26 protein-coding genes and 1 pseudogene are annotated in these 25,386 nt (G+C 58.9%); 15 read left to right on the plus strand and 12 right to left on the minus strand.

What is annotated here, in order from left to right:
- Positions 1 to 35 precede the first annotated feature (35 nt).
- Positions 36 to 779: a phosphatase PAP2 family protein gene (locus ACY4LX_RS26955; protein WP_463258341.1), complete on the plus strand. Its 744-nt coding sequence runs from the start codon at positions 36 to 38 to the stop codon at positions 777 to 779.
- Between the two features lie 193 nt (positions 780 to 972).
- On the opposite strand, the gene groL is transcribed toward ACY4LX_RS26955, so the two are convergent.
- From groL to ACY4LX_RS26975, 4 genes are all read right to left on the minus strand, one after another.
- Entirely contained in the window at positions 973 to 2,616 is a 1,644-nt protein-coding gene (groL, locus tag ACY4LX_RS26960; protein WP_149657969.1) for a chaperonin GroEL, read from the minus strand.
- A gap of 49 nt (positions 2,617 to 2,665) precedes the next feature.
- Positions 2,666 to 2,959 (minus strand): co-chaperone GroES, encoded by a 294-nt coding sequence (locus tag ACY4LX_RS26965; RefSeq protein WP_019827816.1) that lies wholly within the window; start codon positions 2,957 to 2,959, stop codon positions 2,666 to 2,668.
- A 247-nt stretch (positions 2,960 to 3,206) separates the two neighbouring features.
- Complete coding sequence (locus tag ACY4LX_RS26970; protein WP_149657970.1) at positions 3,207 to 3,683, minus strand: FxsA family protein; 477 nt, start codon at positions 3,681 to 3,683, stop codon at positions 3,207 to 3,209.
- A 66-nt stretch (positions 3,684 to 3,749) separates the two neighbouring features.
- Positions 3,750 to 4,481 carry a HugZ family pyridoxamine 5'-phosphate oxidase gene (locus ACY4LX_RS26975; protein WP_463258342.1) on the minus strand — a complete coding sequence of 244 codons (732 nt, stop codon included), beginning with the start codon at positions 4,479 to 4,481 and terminating at the stop codon, positions 3,750 to 3,752.
- 167 nt (positions 4,482 to 4,648) lie between these two features.
- Between ACY4LX_RS26975 and ACY4LX_RS26980 the strand changes: the two genes are divergently transcribed.
- Complete coding sequence (locus tag ACY4LX_RS26980) at positions 4,649 to 5,407, plus strand: SDR family oxidoreductase (RefSeq protein WP_149657972.1); 759 nt, start codon at positions 4,649 to 4,651, stop codon at positions 5,405 to 5,407.
- 83 nt (positions 5,408 to 5,490) lie between these two features.
- On the opposite strand, the gene apbC is transcribed toward ACY4LX_RS26980, so the two are convergent.
- Complete coding sequence (gene apbC / locus ACY4LX_RS26985; protein ID WP_149657973.1) at positions 5,491 to 6,585, minus strand: iron-sulfur cluster carrier protein ApbC; 1,095 nt, start codon at positions 6,583 to 6,585, stop codon at positions 5,491 to 5,493.
- 320 nt (positions 6,586 to 6,905) lie between these two features.
- Here apbC and metG point away from each other — a divergent pair, with 320 nt between their 5' ends.
- From metG to ACY4LX_RS27025, 8 genes and pseudogenes are all read left to right on the plus strand, one after another.
- A complete protein-coding gene (metG, locus tag ACY4LX_RS26990; RefSeq protein ID WP_463258343.1) occupies positions 6,906 to 8,957 on the plus strand; it encodes a methionine--tRNA ligase in 2,052 nt (683 codons plus the stop codon).
- Between the two features lie 147 nt (positions 8,958 to 9,104).
- On the plus strand, positions 9,105 to 9,674 hold the full coding sequence (locus ACY4LX_RS26995; protein ID WP_463258344.1) for an electron transport complex protein RnfA: 570 nt from the start codon (positions 9,105 to 9,107) through the stop codon (positions 9,672 to 9,674).
- 17 nt (positions 9,675 to 9,691) lie between these two features.
- A pseudogene (gene rsxB / locus ACY4LX_RS27000) lies at positions 9,692 to 10,066 on the plus strand (electron transport complex subunit RsxB); the annotation flags it as partial.
- 802 nt (positions 10,067 to 10,868) lie between these two features.
- Entirely contained in the window at positions 10,869 to 11,861 is a 993-nt protein-coding gene (locus tag ACY4LX_RS27005; RefSeq protein WP_149657978.1) for an RnfABCDGE type electron transport complex subunit D, read from the plus strand.
- Positions 11,858 to 12,469: an RnfABCDGE type electron transport complex subunit G gene (locus ACY4LX_RS27010; RefSeq protein WP_149657979.1), complete on the plus strand. Its 612-nt coding sequence runs from the start codon at positions 11,858 to 11,860 to the stop codon at positions 12,467 to 12,469. Before ACY4LX_RS27005 ends, ACY4LX_RS27010 begins: the two co-directional genes overlap by 4 nt.
- Complete coding sequence (locus tag ACY4LX_RS27015) at positions 12,462 to 13,040, plus strand: Rnf-Nqr domain containing protein (protein ID WP_463258345.1); 579 nt, start codon at positions 12,462 to 12,464, stop codon at positions 13,038 to 13,040. Before ACY4LX_RS27010 ends, ACY4LX_RS27015 begins: the two co-directional genes overlap by 8 nt.
- 25 nt (positions 13,041 to 13,065) lie before the next feature.
- On the plus strand, positions 13,066 to 13,704 hold the full coding sequence (gene nth, locus ACY4LX_RS27020) for an endonuclease III (protein ID WP_463258346.1): 639 nt from the start codon (positions 13,066 to 13,068) through the stop codon (positions 13,702 to 13,704).
- A gap of 106 nt (positions 13,705 to 13,810) precedes the next feature.
- Positions 13,811 to 13,990 carry a PA3496 family putative envelope integrity protein gene (locus ACY4LX_RS27025; RefSeq protein WP_149657982.1) on the plus strand — a complete coding sequence of 60 codons (180 nt, stop codon included), beginning with the start codon at positions 13,811 to 13,813 and terminating at the stop codon, positions 13,988 to 13,990.
- Between the two features lie 43 nt (positions 13,991 to 14,033).
- Here ACY4LX_RS27025 and ACY4LX_RS27030 read toward each other — a convergent pair whose 3' ends face one another.
- The gene (locus ACY4LX_RS27030; RefSeq protein WP_054045186.1) at positions 14,034 to 14,660 is read right to left on the minus strand and encodes a response regulator transcription factor; all 627 of its coding nucleotides are present in this window, start codon (positions 14,658 to 14,660) and stop codon (positions 14,034 to 14,036) included.
- 566 nt (positions 14,661 to 15,226) lie between these two features.
- Between ACY4LX_RS27030 and ACY4LX_RS27035 the strand changes: the two genes are divergently transcribed.
- Positions 15,227 to 15,949, plus strand: a complete 723-nt coding sequence (locus ACY4LX_RS27035) for a hypothetical protein (protein ID WP_463258347.1) — start codon at positions 15,227 to 15,229, stop codon at positions 15,947 to 15,949.
- Between the two features lie 128 nt (positions 15,950 to 16,077).
- On the opposite strand, the gene ACY4LX_RS27040 is transcribed toward ACY4LX_RS27035, so the two are convergent.
- Both ACY4LX_RS27040 and ACY4LX_RS27045 read right to left on the minus strand, forming a co-directional pair.
- Positions 16,078 to 17,295: an argininosuccinate synthase gene (locus ACY4LX_RS27040; RefSeq protein ID WP_133840112.1), complete on the minus strand. Its 1,218-nt coding sequence runs from the start codon at positions 17,293 to 17,295 to the stop codon at positions 16,078 to 16,080.
- A 128-nt stretch (positions 17,296 to 17,423) separates the two neighbouring features.
- Positions 17,424 to 18,332 (minus strand): flagellar protein MotY, encoded by a 909-nt coding sequence (locus tag ACY4LX_RS27045; protein ID WP_463258348.1) that lies wholly within the window; start codon positions 18,330 to 18,332, stop codon positions 17,424 to 17,426.
- Between the two features lie 159 nt (positions 18,333 to 18,491).
- Between ACY4LX_RS27045 and pyrC the strand changes: the two genes are divergently transcribed.
- Both pyrC and rnt read left to right on the plus strand, forming a co-directional pair.
- The gene (gene pyrC, locus ACY4LX_RS27050) at positions 18,492 to 19,538 is read left to right on the plus strand and encodes a dihydroorotase (RefSeq protein ID WP_149657985.1); all 1,047 of its coding nucleotides are present in this window, start codon (positions 18,492 to 18,494) and stop codon (positions 19,536 to 19,538) included.
- The gene (gene rnt / locus ACY4LX_RS27055) at positions 19,535 to 20,212 is read left to right on the plus strand and encodes a ribonuclease T (RefSeq protein ID WP_133840115.1); all 678 of its coding nucleotides are present in this window, start codon (positions 19,535 to 19,537) and stop codon (positions 20,210 to 20,212) included. Before pyrC ends, rnt begins: the two co-directional genes overlap by 4 nt.
- Positions 20,213 to 20,286: 74 nt before the next feature.
- Here rnt and ACY4LX_RS27060 read toward each other — a convergent pair whose 3' ends face one another.
- Entirely contained in the window at positions 20,287 to 20,889 is a 603-nt protein-coding gene (locus ACY4LX_RS27060) for a peroxiredoxin (protein WP_133840116.1), read from the minus strand.
- Between the two features lie 316 nt (positions 20,890 to 21,205).
- Here ACY4LX_RS27060 and ACY4LX_RS27065 point away from each other — a divergent pair, with 316 nt between their 5' ends.
- Positions 21,206 to 21,424: a bacterioferritin-associated ferredoxin gene (locus tag ACY4LX_RS27065; RefSeq protein ID WP_008057530.1), complete on the plus strand. Its 219-nt coding sequence runs from the start codon at positions 21,206 to 21,208 to the stop codon at positions 21,422 to 21,424.
- Positions 21,425 to 21,622: 198 nt separating this feature from the next.
- A complete protein-coding gene (bfr, locus tag ACY4LX_RS27070; RefSeq protein WP_149657986.1) occupies positions 21,623 to 22,096 on the plus strand; it encodes a bacterioferritin in 474 nt (157 codons plus the stop codon).
- 177 nt (positions 22,097 to 22,273) lie between these two features.
- Here bfr and grxD read toward each other — a convergent pair whose 3' ends face one another.
- From grxD to ACY4LX_RS27085, 3 genes are all read right to left on the minus strand, one after another.
- Entirely contained in the window at positions 22,274 to 22,615 is a 342-nt protein-coding gene (grxD, locus tag ACY4LX_RS27075; RefSeq protein WP_109501982.1) for a Grx4 family monothiol glutaredoxin, read from the minus strand.
- Between the two features lie 97 nt (positions 22,616 to 22,712).
- A complete protein-coding gene (locus ACY4LX_RS27080; protein ID WP_149657987.1) occupies positions 22,713 to 24,818 on the minus strand; it encodes a molybdopterin oxidoreductase family protein in 2,106 nt (701 codons plus the stop codon).
- Positions 24,819 to 24,951: 133 nt separating this feature from the next.
- Positions 24,952 to 25,242, minus strand: a complete 291-nt coding sequence (locus ACY4LX_RS27085; RefSeq protein WP_149657988.1) for a hypothetical protein — start codon at positions 25,240 to 25,242, stop codon at positions 24,952 to 24,954.
- Positions 25,243 to 25,386 lie beyond the last annotated feature (144 nt).

Consider the following 25,386-nt stretch of genomic DNA (forward strand, 5'->3'; position numbering starts at 1 on the left):
TGCCCCGGGGCTTTTTCCTACGTTCAGGATCCACCATGTCATCAACTGCTGTTCGCCCCGTGTCCAGGCCGCTCAATTTCTGGGTGTGCCTAGGGGTTCCCGCCATCGCGGCCATCGTGCTGATGCTGCTCGAACTGACCGATCTGGACATGAATCTGGCCAGGTACTTTTATGATCCGGCGGCCGGGGACTTCATTGGCCGCCACAGCTACTTCCTCGAAGACATCCTGCATGACCGGGCCAAACAGGTGGTCATCGCTTTCTCGGTGTTTGCGGTGATCGGTTTCATCTGCGCGTTTTTTGTCGACAAGCTCAAACTGTTCAAACGGGAGCTGGGTTGCCTGGTGCTGTCGTTGGGCCTGGCCACGTCCTTTGTCACCCCGGTCAAAGTGGTGACGGCGGTGCAATGCCCATGGAGCCTGGAACAGTTCGGCGGCCATGAAACCTACAGCGAACTGCTGAGCCCGCGCCCACACACCGACAAGCCGGGCCGCTGCTGGCCGGGTGGTCATGCGGCGACTGGTTTTACGCTGTTTGCGCTGTTCTTTGTGCTGCGCGACCGCCGTCCACGGCTGGCGCGCAAGGCGTTTATCTTTGCCGCGGCGCTGGGCACGGTGTTTTCCATCAGCCGGATGATGCAGGGCGCGCACTTCTTCTCGCACAACGTGTGGACGGCGATTTTCTGCTGGTTGATTTGTCTGGGGTCGTATTACTACATCCTGTATCGACCGGCGGGCAAGGCTGAACGGGTTACCAAGACGCAATCGGTCAGCGTCTGAGCTGACGTCTTCGCGGGCAAGCCTCGCTCCTACAGGATCGTGGTTGTCATCGCGATTGATGACACAACACCTCCCCCTGTAGGAGCGAGGCTTGCCCGCGAAGAGGCCGTAAGAAACAACATACCTTTTGACCAATAATAAAAAACCCCGCCTGCTTTCGCAGGCGGGGTTTTTTTACAGGGGTAAGGCTGGCTTACATCATGCCGCCCATGCCACCCATACCGCCCATGTCTGGCATACCGCCGCCAGCACCGCCTTCTTCCTTGATCTCGGCGATCATGGCTTCGGTGGTGATCATCAGGCTGGCGATGGAAGCCGCTGCCTGAAGCGCCGAACGCGTCACTTTAGCCGGGTCCAGGATGCCCATTTCGATCATGTCGCCGTATTCGCCGGTAGCAGCGTTGTAACCGTAGTTACCCGAACCCTGCTTGACCTTGTCGACTACAACGCTTGGCTCGTCGCCGGAGTTGGCAACGATCTGGCGCAGTGGCGCTTCAACAGCGCGACGCAGCAACTGGATACCAACGTCTTGATCAGCGTTGTCGCCTTTCAGTTCGGAGATAGCCTGCAGAGCGCGAACCAGTGCCACGCCGCCGCCAGGTACCACGCCTTCTTCAACGGCTGCACGGGTAGCGTGCAGGGCGTCTTCAACGCGGGCTTTCTTCTCTTTCATTTCGACTTCGGAACCAGCGCCAACCTTGATCACTGCAACACCGCCGGACAGCTTGGCCAGACGCTCTTGCAGTTTTTCACGGTCGTAGTCGGACGAAGTGTCAGCCACTTGCTGACGGATTTGCAGAACGCGAGCCTGGATATCAGTCTCAACGCCAGCGCCGTCGATCACGGTGGTGTTTTCTTTGGACAGGATCACGCGCTTGGCATTACCCAGGTGTTCCAGGGTAGTGCTTTCCAGGCTCAGACCGATCTCTTCGGAGATAACGGTACCGCCAGTCAGGACAGCGATGTCCTGCAGCATGGCCTTGCGACGGTCGCCGAAGCCCGGAGCCTTGACGGCTGCGACTTTAACGATGCCACGCATGTTGTTCACAACCAGAGTCGCCAGGGCTTCGCCTTCAACGTCTTCGGCCACGATCAGCAGTGGACGGCCGGCTTTGGCAACGGCTTCCAGTACTGGCAACATTTCGCGGATGTTCGAGATCTTTTTGTCGACCAGCAGGATCAGCGGACCGTCGAGCTCGGCGGTCATGGTCTCTGGCTTGTTGACGAAGTACGGGGACAGGTAGCCACGGTCGAACTGCATGCCTTCAACAACCGACAGTTCGTTTTCCAGGCCCGAGCCTTCTTCAACGGTGATCACGCCTTCTTTACCGACTTTTTCCATGGCTTCGGCAATGATGTCGCCGATGGAGTTGTCGGAGTTGGCCGAGATGGTGCCGACCTGAGCGATGGCCTTGGTGTCAGCGCAAGGCTTGGACAGGGCTTTGAGCTCTTTGACGATAGCGATGGTCGCTTTGTCGATGCCGCGCTTCAGGTCCATCGGGTTCATGCCGGCAGCGACGGCTTTCAGGCCTTCGTTGACGATCGATTGAGCCAGAACGGTAGCGGTGGTGGTGCCGTCGCCTGCGTCATCGTTGGCACGGGAGGCAACGTCTTTGACCAGCTGCGCGCCCATGTTTTCGAAACGGTCTTTCAGTTCGATTTCTTTGGCTACGGAAACGCCGTCCTTGGTGATGGTCGGAGCGCCGAAGCTCTTCTCGATGATCACGTTACGGCCTTTAGGGCCCAGGGTCGCTTTTACTGCGTCAGCCAGGACGTTGACACCGGCGAGCATTTTCTTGCGGGCGGAATCGCCGAATTTAACTTCTTTAGCAGCCATGATCGATATTCCTTAAATACTTTGTAGTAGCGGGAAAATGAGCGGGGAATCAGCCTTCGATAACAGCGAGAATCTCGTTCTCAGCCATTACCAGCAGGTCTTCGCCGTCGACTTTCACTGTGTTGCTGCCGGAGTACGGACCGAACACAACCTTGTCACCCACTTTAACGGCCAGTGCACGCACTTCACCGTTGTCCAGCACGCGGCCGGTACCGACAGCGAGGATCTCGCCGCTGTTGGCTTTTTCAGCAGCCGAACCTGGCAGGACGATACCGCCAGCGGTTTTCTTTTCTTCTTCGCTGCGACGGATGACGACGCGGTCATGCAGAGGACGAAGCTTCATTGTCGATCTCTCCTAATTGTGGTTTTCATCGGCCGGTGTATTCCCGGCGGGTTTAACAAATCCGGCGGTGCCGGGTGCGGTTCGTCGAGCGAACCGCGGAAGTCTGTCTGGCATGATCGCCAGAAACCTTGCGGTGACCGTTACATAAGGGCGCATAAGCTTATTACAAGGGCGGGCCAGCAAATTTTTTCATGTTGTTGCCCGCAAATGAACACGGCACCCGAAGGTGCCGTGCAGCTGAAACGCTTTACTTGGGATCGTGGTGTTCGAACTCGCCTTCGATCACGTCGGGCTCGCGGCCCAACGGCTGACGAGGGGCGGGACCGCCCCGCGGTTGCAGGTCATCGGCGAAGGCACGCTGGCGGATGGCAGCCTCTTCAGCGCGCTGGCGCATCTTGTTCGCCAGCAAACGACGCGACAGCGGCAGCAGCATGATCAGGCCCAGCACGTCGGTGACGAAGCCCGGCAGGATCAACAGACCGCCAGCCAAAGCCAGCATCAAACCTTCAAGCATGGTCTGGGCCGGCAGCTCGCCGCGGTTCAGGCTTTCACGGGCACGCAGCGCAGTGGCCAGACCGGCGATCCGCAGCACGAACACGCCGAGCATCGAGCCGAGAATGATCAACAGCAGGGCCGGGAAAAACCCGATGGCCCCGCTGACCTTGACGAATACGAACAGCTCCAACACCGGAAACAGTACAAAGAGCAATAAAAAAGGGCGCATCAAATGGTTCCTCAACGCAAGAATGCCTTGCCAGTGTTCCCTAGATGACGTCGCCACTTCGTGAATTCAAGCGTCGGCCACTTCATTTTTCGGCCAATGCTCGGCGTGAGCCAGGAAAACCAAGGCTTCCCGGACTTGTGTCGGCGTATTACACGGTGCTTGAAACGGCAACCAGTACAGGCCCTGGCCGATGCGCAGGTGCATGCCTTCGGTGTCGATGCCGGCCAGTTGCGCCGGGGCTGTCGTCGGCAGACCGGCTAGCTCGACGTAGTGGGCGATAGCCTTGGCGTGATCGGCATTCATGTGCTCGACCATGCTCACTTCCGCCTTGCCGGCGAACGGGTTGGCCAGGGTCAGTTGATCGACCCAATGTATCGCGCCGAAACCGCCGATGTAGCGATGACGCACCGGTTTGAGCACCCAGAAATCGAAATCGTGGGCCTTGTGGTAACTCTGGGAATCCGGGAAATAACGGTAATAACGCTCGGCCGCCGCGTCGATGGCCGCCTCATCCTCAAGCTTTTCGGCCTCGGCCAGGTACGTCAGGCGACCGACGGCTTGTGCGTCTTCGGCCCCGCGCTCGCCCACGAACAGTGAGCATTTCGGGTCTTTCTGCAAATTGTGGGTGTGCTGGGCGATGCGGCTGATCAGGATCAGCGGTCGGCCCTGCTCGTCCAGGCAGTACGGAACCACCGAGCCAAAGGGGAAACCGGGCATGGCCTTGGAGTGTGTCGAAAGCACTCCGCGGTATTCCTTGAGAAGCAATTCTCGGGCATTCTTGGCCGCTTCAACGCTCAATTTATGACTCCTTATATAGAATCCGTCGAAAAAACGGACAGGCGCCTGGGAATAAGTATCCAGCACGCCATCGGGGCAGTTCTCATGTGCAGCCAGGCCACATCAGGTGCAGATCGAGAGGCCCTCTACAAGGAAATCACTTTCTGACCTGCTATTAGGGCATGCGAATGCAACTCACTGACAAAGTAATCATTATCACTGGCGGTTGCCAGGGTTTAGGCCGTTCGATGGCCGAGTATTTCGCAGGCTTAGGCGCGAAGCTGGCACTGGTCGATCTGAACCAGGAAAAGCTCGACGACACCGTCGCCGCATGCAAAGCCAAGGGCGTCGAGGCTCGCGCTTATCTGTGCAACGTCGCCAATGAAGAGCAAGTGACGCACATGGTTGCCCAGGTGGCCGAAGATTTCGGCGCGATCCATGGCCTGATCAACAACGCCGGGATCCTACGCGATGGCCTGCTGATCAAGGTCAAGGACGGCGAAATGACCAAAATGAGCCTGGCCCAGTGGCAGGCCGTGATCGACGTCAACCTCACCGGCGTGTTCCTGTGCACCCGTGAAGTGGCGGCGAAAATGGTCGAGCTGAAAAACAGCGGCGCAATCATCAATATCTCGTCGATTTCCCGGGCCGGCAATGTGGGCCAGACCAACTACTCCGCCGCCAAGGCCGGTGTCGCCGCAGCGACCGTGACCTGGGCCAAGGAACTGGCGCGCTACGGTATTCGCGTGGCAGGCATTGCGCCGGGCTTTATCGAAACCGAGATGACGTTGGGGATGAAGCCGGAAGCGCTGGAGAAGATGACGGCCGGGATTCCGCTCAAGCGCATGGGCAAGCCGGACGAGATCGCCCATTCGGCGGCGTACATTTTCGAGAACGACTATTACACCGGCCGGATTCTGGAGATGGATGGCGGGTTGCGCATCTAACCGCCGTTGCAGGAGCCAGGCTTGCCGGCGAAGGCGTCATCAAGTCCGCTTTCGCCGGCAAGCCTGGCTCCTGCAAAAGATCATCAATCGTCGCTGATGGTGATATTCGGCATCGCCGGTGTCGCCGCTTCCTGCAACACGATCCGCGCGCCGACATGCCGCGCCAGTTCCTGATACACCATCGCAATCGGGCTGTCCGGCTCAGCGATCACCGTTGGCTTGCCGCCATCGGCCTGCTCGCGGATGGCCATCGCCAGTGGCAACGAGGCCAGCAGTTCGACGCCGTATTGGGTGGCCAGTTTCACTCCGCCGCCCTCACCGAACAGATGCTCGGCATGGCCGCAGTTGGAGCAGATGTGCACGGCCATGTTTTCCACCACGCCCAGCACCGGAATATTGACCTTGCGGAACATTTCCACGCCCTTGCGCGCGTCCAGCAGGGCCAGGTCTTGGGGCGTCGTCACGATGACAGCACCGGCCACCGGGACTTTCTGCGCCAGGGTCAACTGGATGTCACCGGTGCCTGGCGGCATGTCGATGACCAGGTAATCCAGGTCGCCCCACGCGGTCTGGGTCACCAGTTGCAACAGCGCACCGGAAACCATCGGCCCACGCCAGACCATCGGCGTGTTGTCGTCGGTCAGGAAGGCCATGGACATCACTTCGACGCCATGGGACTCGATCGGCACGAACCACTTCTGATCCTTGACCTTCGGTCGGGTGCCTTCGGGGATGCCAAACATGATGCCCTGGCTCGGACCGTAGATGTCCGCATCGAGAATCCCGACCTTGGCGCCTTCGCGGGCCAGGGCCAGGGCGAGGTTGGCGGCGGTGGTGGACTTGCCTACGCCACCCTTGCCGGAGGCCACGGCGACGACGTTCTTGACGTTGGCCAGGCCCGGGATCTGGGCCTGGGCCTTGTGCGCGGCGATCACGCTGGTGATCTCGACACGCGCGGTGACCACGCCGTCCAGCCCTTCAATCGCCATTTGCAGCAACTGTGCCCAGCCACTCTTGAACAGACCGGCGGCATAACCCAGTTCCAGCTGGACGCTGACGCGATCGCCCTGGATGTCGATGTTGCGCACGCACCCGGCGCTGACCGGATCCTGGTTCAGGTAAGGGTCGGTGTATTGACGAAGGACGGCTTCCACCGCCGCGCGATTGAGGGCGCTCATGGGCAACTCCGATAACAAGACTGGAAAATCAGGCGGGTATCCTACGCCGGACACGGATTTGTGGCGAACAGATTACTGTGGCTGGAGAGCTTCATGTGGCGAGGGGGCTTGCCCCCGTTGGGTGGCGGAGCCGCCCCAGCTTTTTTTCTGACCGGGACACCTTCGCTTGCAGATTTTACGACTGCTTCGCAGGCGAACGGGGGCAAGCCCCTCGCCACAAAAGCACGTTTGTAACAATAAGCCCTTGGGGCTCGGGGGTGAAAAATATGCGCCAGCGCTTTATAGTGGCCGACCTCCGTTTCATCAAGTAGCCGAGCCCCATGTCCGAGCCACGCAAGATCCTCGTCACCAGCGCCCTGCCCTATGCCAATGGTTCGATCCATCTTGGCCACATGCTGGAATACATCCAGACCGACATGTGGGTGCGCTTCCAGAAGCACCGCGGCAATCAATGCATCTATGTCTGCGCCGACGACGCCCACGGTTCGGCCATCATGCTGCGCGCGGAAAAGGAAGGCATCACCCCGGAACAACTGATCGCCAACGTCCAGGCTGAACACAGCGCCGACTTTGCCGAGTTCCTGGTGGACTTCGACAACTTCCACTCCACTCACTCTGAAGAAAACCGTGAGCTGTCGAGCCAGATCTACCTGAAACTGCGCGACGCCGGGCACATCGCCCAGCGCTCGATCACGCAGTACTTCGACCCGGAAAAGAAAATGTTCCTGGCCGACCGCTTCATCAAGGGCACCTGCCCGAAATGCGGCACCGAAGACCAGTACGGCGACAACTGCGAAAAATGCGGTGCGACCTACGCCCCCACCGACCTGAAGGATCCGAAGTCGGCGATCTCTGGCGCCACCCCGGTGCTCAAGGATTCCCAGCACTTCTTCTTCAAGCTGCCGGACTTCCAGGAAATGCTGCAAGCCTGGACCCGTAGCGGCACCCTGCAAGACGCGGTCGCCAACAAGATCGCCGAATGGCTGGATGCCGGCCTGCAACAGTGGGACATCTCCCGCGATGCGCCGTACTTCGGTTTCGAGATTCCGGGCGAGCCGGGCAAGTATTTCTACGTGTGGCTGGACGCGCCAATCGGCTACATGGCCAGCTTCAAGAACCTGTGCGCCCGTCGTCCGGACCTGGACTTCGACGCGTTCTGGGCCAAGGATTCCACCGCCGAGCTCTACCACTTCATCGGCAAGGACATCGTCAATTTCCACGCGCTGTTCTGGCCAGCCATGCTCGAAGGCGCGGGTTTGCGCAAGCCGACCGGTATCAACGTGCACGGCTACCTGACCGTCAACGGTCAGAAAATGTCCAAGTCTCGGGGCACCTTCGTCAAGGCCCGGACCTACCTGGATCACCTGTCGCCGGAATACCTGCGCTACTACTACGCGGCCAAGCTGGGCCGTGGCGTCGACGACCTGGACCTGAACCTCGAAGACTTCGTGCAGAAGGTCAACTCCGACCTGGTGGGCAAAGTCGTCAACATCGCCAGCCGTTGCGCCGGTTTCATCCAGAAAGGCAACGCCGGGGTGCTGGTCGCGGGTAACGCCGCGCCGGAACTGACCGACGCGTTCCTGGCTGCGGCGCCAAGCATCGCCGATGCCTACGAGGCTCGCGACTTCGCCCGCGCCATGCGCGAAATCATGGGCCTGGCCGACCGTGCCAACGCCTGGATCGCCGACAAAGCACCGTGGTCGCTGAACAAACAGGAAGGCAAGCACGACGAAGTCCAGGCCATCTGCGCCTTGGGCATCAACCTGTTCCGCCAACTGGTGATCTTCCTCAAGCCCGTGCTACCGCTGCTGGCCGCCGACGCCGAGGCGTTCCTCAACGTCGCGCCGCTGACCTGGAACGACCACGCCACGCTGCTGAGCAATCATCAGCTCAACGAGTTCAAACCGTTGATGACCCGCATCGACCCGGTAAAAGTGCAAGCCATGACCGACGCCTCGAAAGAAGACCTGACCGCCAGCGCCACCGATACCGGCGAAACTGCACCGGCCGGCAACGGCGAGCTGGTCAAGGAACCGTTGTCGCCGGAGATCGAGTTCGACGCCTTTGCCGCCGTCGACCTGCGCGTGGCACTGATCATCAAGGCCGAACACGTGGAAGGGGCCGACAAACTGCTGCGCCTGACCCTGGACATCGGTGACGAGCAACGCAACGTGTTCTCCGGGATCAAGAGTGCTTACCCGGATCCGTCCAGGCTCAATGGTCGCCTGACCATGATGATCGCCAACCTCAAGCCACGGAAAATGAAGTTCGGCATCTCCGAAGGCATGGTGATGGCGGCCGGCCCTGGCGGTGAAGAAATCTACCTGCTGAGCCCCGACAGCGGCGCCAAGCCGGGTCAGCGCATCAAGTAAGCGTCGATCTGCAAAACCGATCCCACAGTCGTGCCCGGCATGACTGTGGGATTTTCATGTCTGGCCCATACTGTTTCTCATGGCCGGCCTGATCTTGTAATTATCAGCCCAACGATATGTGGATACGGACGCTTAGGTAACCAGGTCATGACCGAACTGCTCCTTACGCTTATCAGCGCCGCCCTGATCAACAACCTCGTGTTGCAGTGGCCGCTGGGCGTCGATCCGCTGTTGGGTGCCGAACAGCGGCAGGTCCATGCGCTGGGCATGGCCACGGCGAGCCTGATGCTGATCGTCGGGATGCTCGGTTATGCGCTCTACCACTGGCTATTGGTGCCGTTGGAGCTGACGGCCCTGCGTCTGTTCGTGTTCCTGCCGCTGAGCGTTCTGCTGATCGCCCCGCTGCTGATGTTGCTGTCCCGATCATGTCCAAAACTGTCGTTCGAAGGCCTCTGGCCCTTGTTGCTCGGCAATGCCGGCGTGCTCGGGCTGACCTTGCTCAACGCCCAGGATGACAAGGGATTTTTCCACGCCGCCGCCCTGAGCCTCGGCGCCGGTCTGGGCTTCTGGCTGGTGCTGACTCTGTTCAGCGACTTGTGCCAGCGCACGCGTGACAACGATGTTCCCCTGCCCTTTCGTGGCTTGCCGATCCAGTTGATCGGCGCCGGACTGATCGCAGTGGCCTTTCTCGGATTCAGTGGACTGATCAAAACATGAGTCTGATTCAACGCATCGACGCCCTCTTGCCGCAAACCCAATGCGGCAAGTGCGGCCACCCTGGATGCAAGCCCTACGCCGAAGGCATCGCCAGTGGCGAGTCGATCAACAAGTGCCCGCCGGGCGGCAGCGAAACCATCGCCGCCCTGGCCGACTTGCTGAAAGTCCCGGTGCTGGAACTGGACACCAGTCGCGGCTCGGCCCCGGCGCAGATTGCCTACATCCGCGAAGCCGAATGCATCGGCTGCACCAAGTGCATCCAGGCCTGCCCGGTGGACGCCATCGTTGGTGCGGCGAAACTGATGCACACGGTGATCGTCGATGAATGCACCGGTTGCGACCTGTGCGTGGCGCCGTGCCCGGTGGACTGCATCGAGATGCGCCCGCTGCCGTTGGCCTCGGTGCTGCCGATTGTCGGCGGCCTGGCGTTCAGCCTTGAAGAACAACGAGCCCGGGCCACCAAGCGCAACCGTGCACGGCGGCGTTTCGAACAGCGCAATGCTCGTTTGCAACGTGAAGAACAACAGAAAGTCACCGAGCGCCAGGCCCGCGCCCAACGTGCCGCACAACCCAGCGAAGTGACGGTCAATCCGGTACAGGCCGCCCTTGAGCGGGTCCGTGCGCAGAAAACCGCGACGGCTGACGCGGCGTTGAAAAAGGCCAAGATCGATCTGGCGATGAGTCGGGCGCAATTGAACAAATCGCTCAAGGCCTTCGGCCATCCACCGACCTTCGAGCAACAATCGCAACTGATCGTGCTGCAACAACAGTTCGAAGCCGCCGAGCAGGCGCTGGCCCAACTGGAAAGCACCGCGCCACCCGCCCCGGCACCGGTTGCCCCGGCGAAAGATGCTGACCTGAAACGGGCGAAAATCCAGCTGGCCATGCGCCGCGCAGAGCTGAAAAAAGCGCAAACCAGCGAAGCCCCGGCGCAGCAGATTGAAGCGTTGGAAAAGGCGTTGAAGAGTGCCGAACAAGCCTTGCACGAGGCCGAAGCGGTCAGCGATCAACCGTTGCCGTACCTGGTGCGCGTCGAAAAACGCCCGATCGACAGCCAGCTTCGACAGCTGAAAACCGAATTGGCCTACGCCCGCGCCGACGTCAGCAAACTTGAACGTCGGGGCGATACGCCTGCCGAGTTGTTGGACAAGGCACGCACCCGACTCTTGGAAGCCGAACGTCTGATGGAGGCCTATGTCGCCCCTTGAATCGGTGGACGAACGCCTTCAGCAGGCCATGAAGCGGGTATTGCTGGCCACCCTTCCGGGGGTGCTGGCGCTGTTTTGGCTGTATGGCTGGGGCGTATTGATCAACCTGATTCTGACGGCCGTGACGGCGCTGGCGGTCGAGGCCGCCGTGCTGAAATTGCGCCAGCGCCCGCTCAAGCCGACCTTGAGCGACGGCAGTGCCTTGGTCACGGCGACGCTGCTGGCGCTGGCCTTGCCGCCCTATTGCCCGTGGTGGCTGACGGTCAGTGCGGCCGCCGCCGCGCTGCTGTTCGGTAAACATGTGTATGGCGGTGTCGGCAAGAACCCGTTCAACCCGGCCATGCTCGGTTTCGCCCTGATGCTGGTGACCTTTCCCCAACTGATGACACATTGGCCATCGTCCCATGGCATGGACCTGCTCGGCGGTCTGTCCCAGGTGTTCGGCTTCAGTTTCAGTCAGACCCCGGATGCGTGGGTGCAGGCCACGGCGCTGGACAGCCTGCGCATCAACAAAAGCCTGACCATGGATGAGCTGTTCGCCGGCAACCCGGCGTTCGGGCATTTCGGCGGTCGCGGTGTGGAATGGGTGAACCTGGCGTTTCTGGCCGGTGGTGCGTTTCTGCTGCAGCAACGGGTATTCAGCTGGCATGCGCCGGTGGGCATGCTCGCCAGCCTGTTCGTCATCAGCCTGGTGTGCTGGAACGGCTCGGGCTCCGACTCCCATGGTTCGCCACTGTTTCATCTGCTCACCGGCGCGAGCATGCTCGGTGCGTTCTTTATCGTCACGGAACCGGTGTCCGGCGCCAAAAGCCCCACGGCCCGACTGTTGTTCGGCGTAGGGGTGGGACTGCTGACCTACCTGATTCGAACCTGGGGCGGGTATCCGGATGGCGTGGCTTTTGCCGTGCTGCTGATGAACCTCTGCGTGCCGGCGCTGGAGCGATGTGTCGCGGCCCGGCAGGAGCGAACCGCACCATGAACCGGGCGACCAGCGTTGTGATCCTGGTGTTATTGGCCGGCCTTGGAACCGGCGCGACCTACCTGGTGCAACACACCAGCGCGACGCGCATTGCTGCTGAACAGCGCCTGATCGACAGTCGCACGCTGCTGGATATGTTGCCGCCCGACAGCTACGACAACCAACCCCTGGAACAACCACTCGCCGTTGAAAACATCCCGCTGGGCAACAGCACGTTGCTGGGGGGTTACCGGGCGACCAAGTCCGGCCAGCCCAGCGCCGTGTTGCTGCGCAGCCAGACCCTGGGTTACACCAGCGCCATCGAATTGCTGATCGCCATCGACGCCAATGGCAAGCTGCTGGGGGTCAAAACCCTCAAGCAGGCAGAGACACCGGGCCTCGGCGGTCGTCTCGCCGATTGGCCGAATGTCTGGCTGCACCTCTTTACCGGCAAGTCACGCACCGAACCCGCGGACAATGGCTGGGCGTTGAAAAAGGATCAGGGGCAATTCGATCAAATGGCCGGGGCGACCACGACGTCAAGAGCCGTGATCAATGCGATTCATGATGCGTTGCGCTACTTCGATGAACATCGGCAACCGCTGCTGGGGAGTGGCTCCCATGAATAAGGCGTCTGTGCAGAACTCACTGATGCTGGCGCCACTGATCGGCGCCAGCGGCTCCTTGATGACTGCGCTGGGACTGTGGCTGATGTTCGTGGTGGTGATTGCGGCCTATGGCGTCGCAATGGGCCCGTTGCGCGCCCGACTCGCCCCATGGGCACGCCTGCCCGCCGGCGTCCTGCTGGCGGCCACGCTGACCAGTTGCGCCGAACTCGCCGGGCAAGCCTGGTCGTTGCAATGGCAGCAACATCTGGGGTTGTATGCGGCGCTTATCGCATTGCAATGTGTGGTGCTGGACAACAATGACTTTTTCCAGAGTCCCTGGCGTGATCGTCTACGCCTGTGTGGCCTGTTCGGCGCGCTGATGGTGGGCCTGGGCCTGCTGCGCGAACTCATCGGCAACGGCACCCTCGGCGCTCATCTGACCTGGCTGACCGGAGGGTTGGATTGGCCCGGCATCGTTCTGACCGCCGACGGCGGCCTGCGCCTGGCCACCTTGGCGCCTGGCGGATTTATTCTGCTGGGGCTATTGATCGCCGGGTGGCAAGCCTGGCCGCGTCCAACGCCCTCAAACTGACCGCTTTCGAGGAAACGCATCACCCATGAATGCCGCAAAACGTTACGAAATCTTCCGCAGGCTGCACGAAGACAACCCGGAGCCGAAGACCGAGCTGGCCTATTCCTCTGCGTTCGAACTGCTGATCGCGGTGATTCTGTCGGCGCAATCCACCGATGTCGGCGTCAACAAGGCCACGGCAAAACTCTATCCGGTAGCCAATACTCCGGCGGCGATTTATGCCCTGGGCGTCGAAGGGCTGACGGAGTACATCAAGACCATCGGCCTGTTCAACAGCAAGGCCAAGAACGTGATTGAAACCTGCCGCTTGCTGGTGGAGCGCCACGGCGGGGAAGTCCCGCAGACCCGCGAGGCGCTGGAAGCGCTACCCGGCGTTGGCCGCAAGACCGCCAACGTGGTGCTCAATACGGCATTCCGCCAGCTGACCATGGCGGTGGACACCCATATTTTCCGGGTCAGCAACCGTACCGGCATTGCCCCTGGCAAAAATGTGGTGGAGGTGGAGAACAAGCTGATGAAGTTCGTGCCCAAGGAGTTTCTACTCGACTCCCACCACTGGCTGATCCTCCACGGGCGCTACGTGTGCCTGGCCCGCAAGCCCCGCTGCGGCAGTTGCCGGATCGAAGACTTGTGCGAATACAAGCAAAAGACCTCGGACGATTGAGGCGCTATTAGAATTATTGATTCACCGATTGAAAAAATCTTTTTTACCCGCCGGGAGAATGTCGATATAAGGAGCGCCAAAGGCAGTCTTAGCCTGGAGTAACAAAATGAGCACTGGCAAAGAGCAATTGGACGTAGAAGACGACTTCGCCCCCGTTGAAGCCGATGACGCTGAACCGGTGGTTGAGGTAGCAAAAACCAACCTGAGCAAGCGCCGCACCATCGACAATCTGCTGGAGGAGCGCCGACTGCAAAAGCAATTGGCCGATTACGATTTTGATTTATGACACCTAAAAGCCTCCCGAAACGGAGGCTTTTTACTTTAAGTCGTCACACCAGGCCATTACGCTGGGCCAGTTCGATCAAATCCACCAGCGACCGCGCATTAAGCTTCAACAACAACCGGGTCTTGTAAGTGCTGACGGTCTTGTTGCTGAGGAACATCCCATCGGCAATCTCCTTGTTTGTCTTCCCTCGGGCCAGTTGTTGCAACACCATCATTTCCCGTCCCGACAAACGATCCACCATATCGGCTTCACTGGCATTGCCCAGACTGGACCGTACCGTATGCAATGCTTGATTGGGAAAGTAACTGTAGCCTGACAATACCGCCTTGATAGCACTCAGTAATTCGGTGAGGTCCTGTTGTTTGCAAACATAGCCGGCGGCACCCGACTGCATGCACCGCATCGAAAAATGCCCCGGTGCCTGGGAGGTCAGCACTAACACTTTCAACGGCAACGCTACGGAGGTCAGGCGGGCAATCACTTCCAACCCATCCAGTTTCGGTATTCCAATATCCAGAATGACAATATCCGGCATATGTTCACGCGCAAGTTGCAATGCATCCACACCATTATCTGTTTCTGCAATGACTTCGTAGCCATGACGTTCCATTAGCAAACGCACCGCAAGTCGAATGACGGGGTGATCATCCACGATCAGCACTTTATTCATGGGCAAGTCCAATTTTCGCTGTTCGAATTTTTAGAGCCCGCACAATAGCCTAGTCGTTTCACCCATGGCATGCCGCCACCCCCAAGCACCCGCACCGAGAGACATCCCCTACAAGCAACGCGGATTATTCCTACAAAAAAACCTTGAATTTAAGGCACATGAAACCGTGAAATCCTTGAGTGCGCTCAACATCGGGTGTCTTTTTTGTTTCGCCTTACAACCAATACCGCGCATTACCGACAACCGTACAACCCACCCCGCCTCTATTGCCTTCGGCGCCAGTCCTGATAGTAACTAACATTGTGAATATCAATCCCTGTAACACAACGCCAATCGCCAACGATCTACCCACGCCTGAAGAAATGAACACACCCCCTCTAAAACTTTTGAAACAAGAACGCCCAACATCCTAAAACCATGAGCACTACAGTTACTCTATATGACCACAACCTATTATTCGGAACGGACTCTCATTAAAATCAAACACCTTAAAAAGCCAACAACCTTACTCCCGACAAACACGTTTATCCACACGAGAAAAAGACATTACCTTATGAGCAAAAAACATGAAAAAACTCCAAAAGAAAATCACGAACCCAATGACCATCATTGCTATTTTTGCAGCGATCTCAGAAACCTCTGCCGCAATCTCCCTGCCCTTTCTAGATAGCGACGAAAGAGAAATTTATGTCTGGTTCCTGATCAGTTTTCCGTTCTATTTACTCTTTCTTTTTTTTCTCACACTCAACTTCAACTATCGATCGCTGTACGCGCCTTCCGATTTTGGAAAAGACAAGTACTTCGTCAAAGTCATCGATAACGCCGGGCGTTCTGAAAACAGAAAAAGTCCACGCCCGAACGACGCTCCAGCGAAACCGAAAGGCGCCGTGATCACGTCGACCTATGAACGTCCCCTGCCCGGCTTTTCGAACCGGCGCCGAGGGTTTCGCTGGTTCCGGACCGCGCAGGATCCGCCGGCCCGCATCCATCTGCAAACAAGCATCCGGGTTCTACACAGCCTCTATTTGCCGGGAGAGTTGAAGGATTTGAGCATCATTGATACGCGCGGTATGCACACACAGGTGGATGTCACTGCCCTGATGGAAAAAATCCGTCAACCACGCAACCACGCCGCGAAAGTGATCGTGTTTCTGGCTTGCAGCCAATCGGAGCAGTTACTGAAGGAAGACACCACACACAGAAGCAAAGGCGCTTGCGAGACCTTATGCGTTGTTTACAACTTGAACTCACAGGACGTGACAGTGCTGGATCAAACGCTTGATGCGTGACCAGAAGAAGTTAATAACTTGAGTAGAAACGAGATAAGCGATGGCAACGAAATGCCAGGCGTAACCACCATTGAAGCTGTGGCCCCGTCGACGACAGGGCCACAGCTTCAATTACTGCGGCAAAGGTCTCAGAACAGCTTGCGACCCTTGTTGGCTGCAATGCGCATGCGCAAGGCATTGAGCTTGATGAAGCCCGCCGCGTCAGCCTGGTTGTAGGCGCCGCCATCTTCTTCGAAGGTGGCAATGTTGGCGTCGAACAACGATTCATCGGACTTGCGACCGGTGACGATCACGTTGCCTTTGTACAGTTTCAGGCGCACGACGCCATTCACATGGACTTGGGACGCATCGATCATCTGTTGCAGCATCAGACGCTCAGGGCTCCACCAGTAACCGGTGTAGATCAGGCTGGCGTATTTCGGCATCAGCTCGTCTTTGAGGTGAGCCACTTCGCGGTCCAGGGTGATCGATTCGATCGCACGGTGCGCGCGCAGCATGATGGTGCCGCCCGGGGTTTCGTAGCAGCCACGGGACTTCATGCCCACGTAGCGGTTTTCAACGATGTCCAGACGGCCGATGCCGTGTTCGCCACCGATTTTGTTCAGCGTCGCCAGCACGGTGGCCGGGGTCATTTCGACGCCGTCCAGCGCGACGATGTCGCCGTTGCGGTAGGTCAGTTCCAGGTACTGCGCTTTATCAGGAGCGTTCTCCGGGGAGACGGTCCATTTCCACATGTCTTCTTCGTGCTCGGTCCAGGTGTCTTCCAGCACGCCGCCTTCATAGGAGATGTGCAGCAAGTTGGCATCCATCGAGTACGGGGATTTTTTCTTGCCGTGGCGCTCGATCGGGATGTTGTGCTTTTCAGCATAATCCATCAGCTTTTCACGGGAGAGCAGGTCCCACTCGCGCCAAGGAGCGATCACTTTCACGCCTGGCTTGAGTGCGTAGGCGCCGAGCTCGAAACGCACCTGGTCGTTGCCCTTGCCGGTGGCGCCGTGAGAAATGGCGTCAGCGCCGGTTTCGTTGGCGATTTCGATCAGGCGTTTGGCGATCAACGGACGAGCGATGGAAGTACCCAGCAGGTACTCGCCTTCGTAAACGGTGTTGGCACGGAACATCGGGAACACGAAATCACGCACGAATTCTTCGCGCAGATCGTCGATGTAGATTTCTTTTACGCCCATGGCCTGAGCCTTGGCGCGGGCCGGTTCGACCTCTTCGCCCTGACCCAGGTCAGCGGTGAAGGTCACCACTTCACAGTTATAAGTATCCTGCAGCCACTTGAGGATCACCGAAGTGTCCAGGCCGCCGGAATACGCCAGAACGACCTTGTTTACGTCCGCCATGCCATCACTCCACGGGGTTTACGGAAAGCCGTGAAGTCTACCGCTCATACGAAATAATTTACAGTACCGCGACAGCTTATGACGACGAAGCGACAGATTCTTACGAGGGCGCGACGATGACCCGCGAGTCAGGATGTGTGCGCGGCACTCGCGGCAGAGGCTGATTGCGGGGCCGGCTTGTCGGTCGGCGCGACGCGTTCCAGGCGAACCGCGACCCGGCGATTCTTTGCCCGGTTGGCGGCATTGGTGTTCGGCACCAATGGGTAGCGCTCACCGTGGAAACGCATGGTGATCTGCGATTCCTGAAAGCCATTGGCCTTGAAGAAGTCCATCACCGCCAGCGCCCGGCGGCGTGACAGTTCGCGATTGGTCAGGCGATTGCCGCTGTTGTCGGAGTGCCCATCGAGCTCGATGTGATTGACCGTCGGATCGGCTTTCATGAACTCCAGCATCACCTGCAACTTGGCCTTGGCTTGCGGATCAAGGTCAAAGCCTTCGCCGGGAAAACCGATCTCGGACTGTTTCACCTGTTCGAAATTCTGCGGCAACAGCTTGGCTACACAACCCTGATAGTCACTGAACGCCTTGTTGAACTTGACCGGCAGCAAACGCACTTCAGACACTCGACCATCGCCGGAAGCGCGGCGAATGACCGGGCTGCGGCCGTCCATCAAGCCATTGATCAAACGCCCGGCCTGCACCTGAGAACTGTTGAACAGCACATTGCCGCTGCCAATGTTGACCGACCCCAGGTTAATGTCGCCACGCCCCGGTTGCCAAGGCGCAGCGGCCGCGAGCAAGGTCGCGGAACCGCCGCCGATCACCGAGTTGTAGGCCTTGAGGCGAAAGATCGCTTGCTCGCCGGCACGACGCACGAATTCACCGGAACCGAAATCGGTCACCGGCTGGGTCAGGCGGCATTCGAATTTGTCACCTTCGACCGTCCACTCGATGCTCTCCAGACGGGTCTGGAAAGTGAGCGCCATCGCGGGAAGGCTGGCAAACACACTGAGCAAGGCTAAATAACGCTGGCGCACGGGAGGCTCCACTGGCTTCTACAACAAAAAGACCGACACACACATGTTTACGGCATACCTAGTTCATATCGGTACGTTCCTGCAAAACTTGATAGCGAGTGCCTGAGAGAGTCTTTTCCGGTAGCATTCCCCTCAGTTTGACCCGCCTGGAATCCCCTCATGTCCGACCGCCTGACCCTGCTGCGTCCCGACGACTGGCATATTCATCTTCGCGATGGTGCTGTTTTGTCCAATACCGTTGCGGATGTCGCGCGCACCTTTGGTCGCGCCATCATCATGCCCAACCTGGTACCTCCGGTGCGTAACGCCGCTGAAGCCGACGGCTATCGCCAGCGGATTCTCGCTGCACGCCCGGCCGGCAGTCGTTTCGAACCGTTGATGGTGCTGTACCTGACCGACCGCACCCAGCCCGAAGAAATTCGTGAGGCCAAGGCCAGCGGTTTCGTTCACGCCGCCAAGCTGTACCCGGCCGGCGCCACCACTAACTCGGATTCTGGCGTCACCAGCATCGACAAGATTTTCCCGGCGATCGAGGCCATGGCCGAAGTCGGGATGCCGTTGTTGATCCATGGCGAAGTCACCCGTGGCGATGTCGACGTGTTCGACCGCGAAAAAATCTTCATCGATGAGCACATGCGGCGTGTGGTCGAGCGTTTCCCGACGCTCAAAGTGGTGTTCGAACACATCACCACTGCCGACGCCGTGCAGTTCGTCAACGCGGCTGCGGCCAACGTCGGCGCGACCATCACCGCTCACCATCTTCTGTACAACCGCAACCACATGTTGGTGGGCGGGATTCGGCCGCACTTCTACTGCCTGCCGATCCTCAAGCGCAACACCCACCAGGAAGCCCTGCTCGACGCCGCCACCAGCGGCAGCGAGAAGTTCTTTCTCGGCACCGACTCGGCGCCGCATGCCCAGCACGCCAAGGAAGCCGCTTGCGGCTGTGCCGGTTGCTACACCGCTTATGCCGCGATCGAGATGTACGCCGAAGCCTTCGAACAGCGCAACGCGCTGGACAAGCTCGAAGCGTTCGCCAGCCTCAACGGCCCGCGCTTCTATGGCCTGCCGGTGAACACCGATCGCATTACCCTGGTCCGCGAAGAGTGGACCGCCCCAACCAGCCTGCCATTTGGCGAGCTGACCGTAATCCCGCTGCGCGCCGGTGAAAAACTGCGCTGGCGCCTGCTGGAGGAACACGCGTGAGTGAAGACCATTTCGACGATGAACAGGACGGTCAAGGCGGCGGAGGCGGTGCTCGTCATCCAATGGCAGCCCGATTCCGTGGTTACCTGCCGGTTGTCGTCGACGTAGAAACCGGTGGTTTCAACTCGGCCACCGACGCCCTGCTGGAGATCGCGGCGACCACCATCGCCATGGACGAAAAAGGCTTCGTGTATCCCGATCACACCTACTTCTTCCGCGTCGAGCCGTTTGAAGGCGCCAACATCGAAGCAGCTGCCCTGGAGTTCACCGGGATCAAGCTCGATCACCCGCTACGCATGGCGGTGAGTGAAGAAGCGGCGCTGACCGATATCTTCCGCGGCATCCGCAAGGCCCTCAAAGCCAACGGCTGCAAACGGGCGATCCTGGTCGGGCACAACAGCAGCTTCGACCTGGGCTTCCTCAACGCCGCTGTCGCGCGCCTGGACATGAAACGTAACCCGTTTCATCCGTTCTCCAGCTTCGACACCGCCACCCTCGCTGGCCTGGCTTACGGCCAGACTGTATTGGCCAAGGCCTGCCAGGCAGCCGACATCGACTTCGACGGTCGCGAGGCCCACTCGGCTCGCTACGACACCGAGAAGACGGCTGAGCTGTTCTGCGGCATCGTCAATCGCTGGAAACAAATGGGCGGCTGGGAAGACTTCAACGACTGATCCGGTCGCTGGGTTTATCCCGCCCATAAAAAAACCGGCCTCACGGCCGGTTTTTTTGTGCCTGACGCTTGGGCTTACAGGGCCGCAGCGTGCTCGGTCAGGTAAGCCGCAACACCTTCGGTGGAAGCGGTCATGCCTTTGTCGCCTTTTTTCCAGTTGGCAGGGCAGACTTCGCCGTGCTCTTCGTGGAATTGCAGCGCGTCAACCAGACGGATCAGCTCTTCCATGTTACGGCCCAGCGGCAGGTCGTTGATGATCTGCGAGCGGACAACGCCTTTGTCGTCGATCAGGAACGCACCACGGAATGCAACGCCATCAGCGGACTGAACGTCGTAGGCCTTCATGATGTCCTGCTTGATGTCGGCAGCCATGGTGTAGCGAACCTGGCCGATACCGCCATTGTTCACTGGGGTGTTGCGCCATGCGTTGTGAGTGAAATGCGAGTCGATCGACACGGCAACCACTTCAACGTTGCGGGCCTTGAAGTCAGCCATGCGGTTGTCCAGAGCGATCAGCTCGGACGGGCAAACGAAGGTGAAGTCCAGTGGGTAGAAGAACACCAGGCCGTATTTGCCTTTGATGGCCGAGGACAGGGTGAAGCTGTCTACGATCTCGCCGTTGCCGAGGACAGCCGGTACGGTAAAGTCTGGGGCTTGTTTGCCTACGAGTACGCTCATTGGATATCTCCTGGTCTAAATAACGTGAAGGAATGGGTTCGCGTCAGCCTGCCACCCGCAAGCGACATCCCTGTGACACGAACCGCCTTCGCAAGGACCGACCATCATACACGGCGTTTTTGAGCTGTCCTCAACGGTTTTTCAGCGGGCTGATAAATTTGGACTCGCTGCGGTTACTGTCGCAATGCCATGTCGGGAACCGTTCGTCAGCCATGGACACTTATAACGCAAAGCTTTCAGAAACCACTTTGACAATCATTCTCGTTAACATTAAGATCCATCGCAATTGAGTCACAACCAGCGACGGTTCTCACTTATGTATGTCTGCCTCTGCACTGGCGTTACCGACGGTCAAATCCGCGATGCAATCTATGAAGGTTGCTGCAGCTATAAGGAAGTCCGTCAGGCCACCGGCGTAGCGAGTCAATGCGGTAAATGTGCCTGCCTTGCCAAGGAAGTGGTGCGCGAAACCCTGACCAAGCTGCAAACTGCCCAAGCCGCGATTCCATTTCCTGTTGAATTTACTGCCGCCTAATTACCGTATTTCAAAGAACCGGACTGATGTCCGGTTTTTTTATGCCCGTAAATCAACCGCTTAGGTTCCAGACGCGGAACACAAACATTCTTATTCCGATTAATTTTCATATAAGTTTCAATAACTTAGGTTTGACACTCTTAATTACGCAGCTCAAACTCTGCCTCATAGACAGTTAATAAAGGGCAGGACCCCATCATGAAAGGCGACATTACAGTCATCCAGCATCTCAACAAGATCCTTGCCAATGAGCTGGTCGCGATCAATCAATATTTTCTGCATGCGCGCATGTATGAAGATTGGGGTCTGAACAAGCTCGGCAAGCATGAATACAAAGAATCCATCGACGAGATGAAGCACGCGGACAAGCTGATCAAGCGCATCCTGTTCCTTGAAGGCCTGCCGAACGTCCAGGACCTGGGCAAGCTGCACATCGGCGAGCACACCAAGGAAATGCTTGAGTGCGACCTGCGTATCGAACGCACCGGTCATGCCGATCTCAAGGTCGCGATTGCACATTGTGAAACCGTCGGCGACTTCGGTAGCCGTGAACTGCTCGAAGACATTCTTGAGTCCGAAGAAGAACATATCGACTGGCTGGAAACCCAACTGGGCCTGATCGATAAAGTCGGTCTTGAGAACTATCTGCAATCGCAGATGGGCGAAGAGTAAGTTAGCTTTCGCTGAATTCGAGACACTAAAAAGCCCCGCTCTCTTGTGAGATGCGGGGCTTTTTATTGCCTGCTCTTGTAGGAGCAAGACATGCCCGCGAAGGCGGCGGACCAGTCAACAAATCTGTTGAATGTTAAGCCGCCTTCGCGAGCAAGCTTTGCTTCTACAGGAAGCGGATCAGGCTTCGGTCTTGGCAGCAGCGGCTTTTTCCGCAGCGGCTTTGATCGTGGCCTGCAACGAACCGTCAGCAGCCATTTCAGTCATGATGTCGCTACCGCCGACCAGCTCACCGCCAACCCACAGTTGCGGGAAGGTTGGCCAGTTGGCGTACTTTGGCAGGTTGGCGCGGATTTCCGGGTTCTGCAGGATGTCCACGTAAGCAAACTTCTCACCACACGCCATCACGGCCTGCGCAGCCTTCGCGGAGAAGCCACACTGCGGGGCATTCGGCGAGCCTTTCATGTAAAGCAGAATGGTGTTGTTAGCAATCTGCTCTTTAATCGTTTCGATGATATCCATGGAGCACCTCGGCTGAACTTTCCGACTCAAGGGTCGGCACGGTGGCGCATTGTAACGGAAACCCGAGCGCCATGCTCGGTCTCCCCGACAGACATACTCAAGCCGCGGCCACGGTCACCGGCACGCCGTTCAACGCCGCATTGCCCGACAACTCATCAAGTTGACATTCATCCGTCAGGTCATTGGCGCTGGCCCCCGGCTGACTGCTGGCGATCGTCATCTGCACACCCGGCCGCGCATGGCCCCAACCGTGCGGAAGGCTGACCACGCCTTTCATCATATCCAGGCTGCCCACGACTTCAACTTCGATCATCCCGACCCGCGAACTGACCCGCACCCGCTGCCCGTCGCTGAGACCGCGGCTGGCCAGGTCTTCCGGGTGCATCAGCAGTTGATGGCGCGGCTTGCCTTTCACCAGACGGTGATAGTTGTGCATCCACGAGTTGTTGCTGCGCACATGCCGGCGGCCAATCATCAACAGTTCATCGGCGGCCGGGGCTTGTAAGGCGGCGAAGCGCTCCAGGTCGGCAAGGATCGCGGGCGGCGCGGCCTGGAGACGCTGGTTCGGGGTCTTGAGCCGTGGTGTCAGATTCGGTTTAAGCGCGCCCAAATCAACGCCATGGGGATGATCGAACAACGTCGCCAGGGACAACTTGTGCTCCGAAGCATCGCCGTACAGCCCCATGCGCAAGCCACGGTCGATCATCTGCGCCGGAGCGATGGTCGGCTTGAGTTCCTTGCCGGTCTTGGCCGCAAATGCCTTGGCCAGCCCCACGAAAATCTCCCAGTCATGCAGCGCGCCTTCAGGCTTGGCCAGGATCGCCCGGTTGAAGCGCGTGACGTTACGCACGGCAAACATGTTGAACGTGGTGTCGTAGTGATCGTTTTCCAGAGCCGAGGTGGACGGCAGGATCAGGTCGGCGTAGCGCGTGGTTTCATTGATGTAGAGGTCGATGCTGACCATGAACTCCAGCCCGTCCAGCGCCTGCTCCAGTTGGCGGCCGTTGGGCGTGGACAACACCGGATTGCCCGCCACGGTGATCAGCGCCCGGACCTGCCCTTCCCCGCCGGTGAGCATTTCTTCGGCCAGGGCCGACACCGGCAACTCGCCGCTGTACTCCGGTCGCCCCGACACCCGACTCTGCCACAAGTTGAAATGCCCGCCCGAGGTGCTCGCCACCAGATCTACCGCCGGCTCGGTGCACAACGCACCGCCCACACGGTCGAGGTTGCCAGTGACTAGGTTGATCAACTGCACCACCCAATGGCACAACGTGCCGAACGCCTGGGTCGAGACGCCCATGCGCCCGTAGCACACCGCTGACGGCGCGGCGGCAAAGTCCCGGGCCAGTTGGCGAATCTGCTCGGCTGGCACGGCGCACAGCGGACTCATGACCTCGGCAGTGAATCCCGCGACCGCCTCACGCACCTCATCCAGGCCATCCACCGGCAGATGACTGTCGCGGGTCAGGCCTTCGGCGAACAAGGTATTGAGCAGCCCGAATAGCAACGCCGCATCGCCACCGGGGCGCACGAACAGATGCTGATCGGCCATCGCCGCCGTTTCGCTGCGGCGCGGATCGACCACCACCACTTTGCCGCCCCGGGCCTGAATCGCCTTCAGCCGTTTTTCCACATCGGGCACCGTCATGATGCTGCCGTTGGACGCCAGGGGATTACCGCCCAGAATCAGCATGAAATCGGTGTGATCAATGTCCGGGATCGGCAACAGCAAACCGTGGCCATACATCAAATGGCTGGTCAGGTGATGGGGCAACTGATCGACCGAGGTCGCGGAAAAGCGGTTACGGGTTTTCAGCAGGCCTAGAAAGTAATTGCTGTGGGTCATCAACCCATAGTTGTGCACGCTGGGATTGCCCTGGTAGACCGCCACCGCATTCTGCCCGTGACGCTCCTGAATGCCTGCCAGGCGTTCGGCTACAAGGTTGAAGGCGTCTTCCCACCCGATGGGCTGCCATTCGCTGCCCACGCGCTGCATCGGCTGGTGCAGGCGGTCCGGATCGTTCTGGATGTCTTGCAGGGCCACAGCCTTGGGGCAGATGTGCCCACGACTGAACGTATCCTGGGGGTCACCCTTGATCGAAGTGATCTGCACCCGGCCTTCGGCTTCTGTGGTTTCGATGGTCAGGCCGCAAATGGCTTCGCACAGGTGGCAGGCACGGTGATGGAGAGTCTTGGTCATGGCCAGTCTCTGTCTTGTTCTGGGCGGCGTTTTCAGCCACGGGAACAAAACTATGGCGCGCGAACCCTAGCTGCGCCAGCAACGTTCGTCTTGTGAATCGGCGGCCATCAGGCCAGCCGATGGCCGTCGCAGATCAGTTCGGCGGCAACCGGGGCGGCGTCTGCAACTGGATTTCCTGGATGGTTTCGATCTGCTCGTGGGCGACATGCACGCCGGTAAGTTCGCCAATCAGGCGCCAGTGTTCGTCGAGCCCACTGCTGATGGTGGCCATGCGATCGATCATGCGACGACCGGCGGCCTTGGTCACTTCGTCTTCACTGCGCATCAACTCGAAGGACATTGAGGTCATGGACGCAGTGAGATGGGTCAGGGAGCGGGCCGTGAGGCCGAGTAATTCCATTAGTTGCTGTTCTTTCGATTCCATTCCGGAGGCTTCCTGCGTCGCTCGAGACTTAGTTATAACCCAGCACTTTGCTTTAGCAAATGTTTCAGACGAGACACATTGCCACCACGCAACGAGAATCACAGGTCAGAAACCGACTATCGTTGTGCCGTCCCCGCCCCGCTT

Source organism: Pseudomonas sp. Emmai (assembly GCF_055179735.1).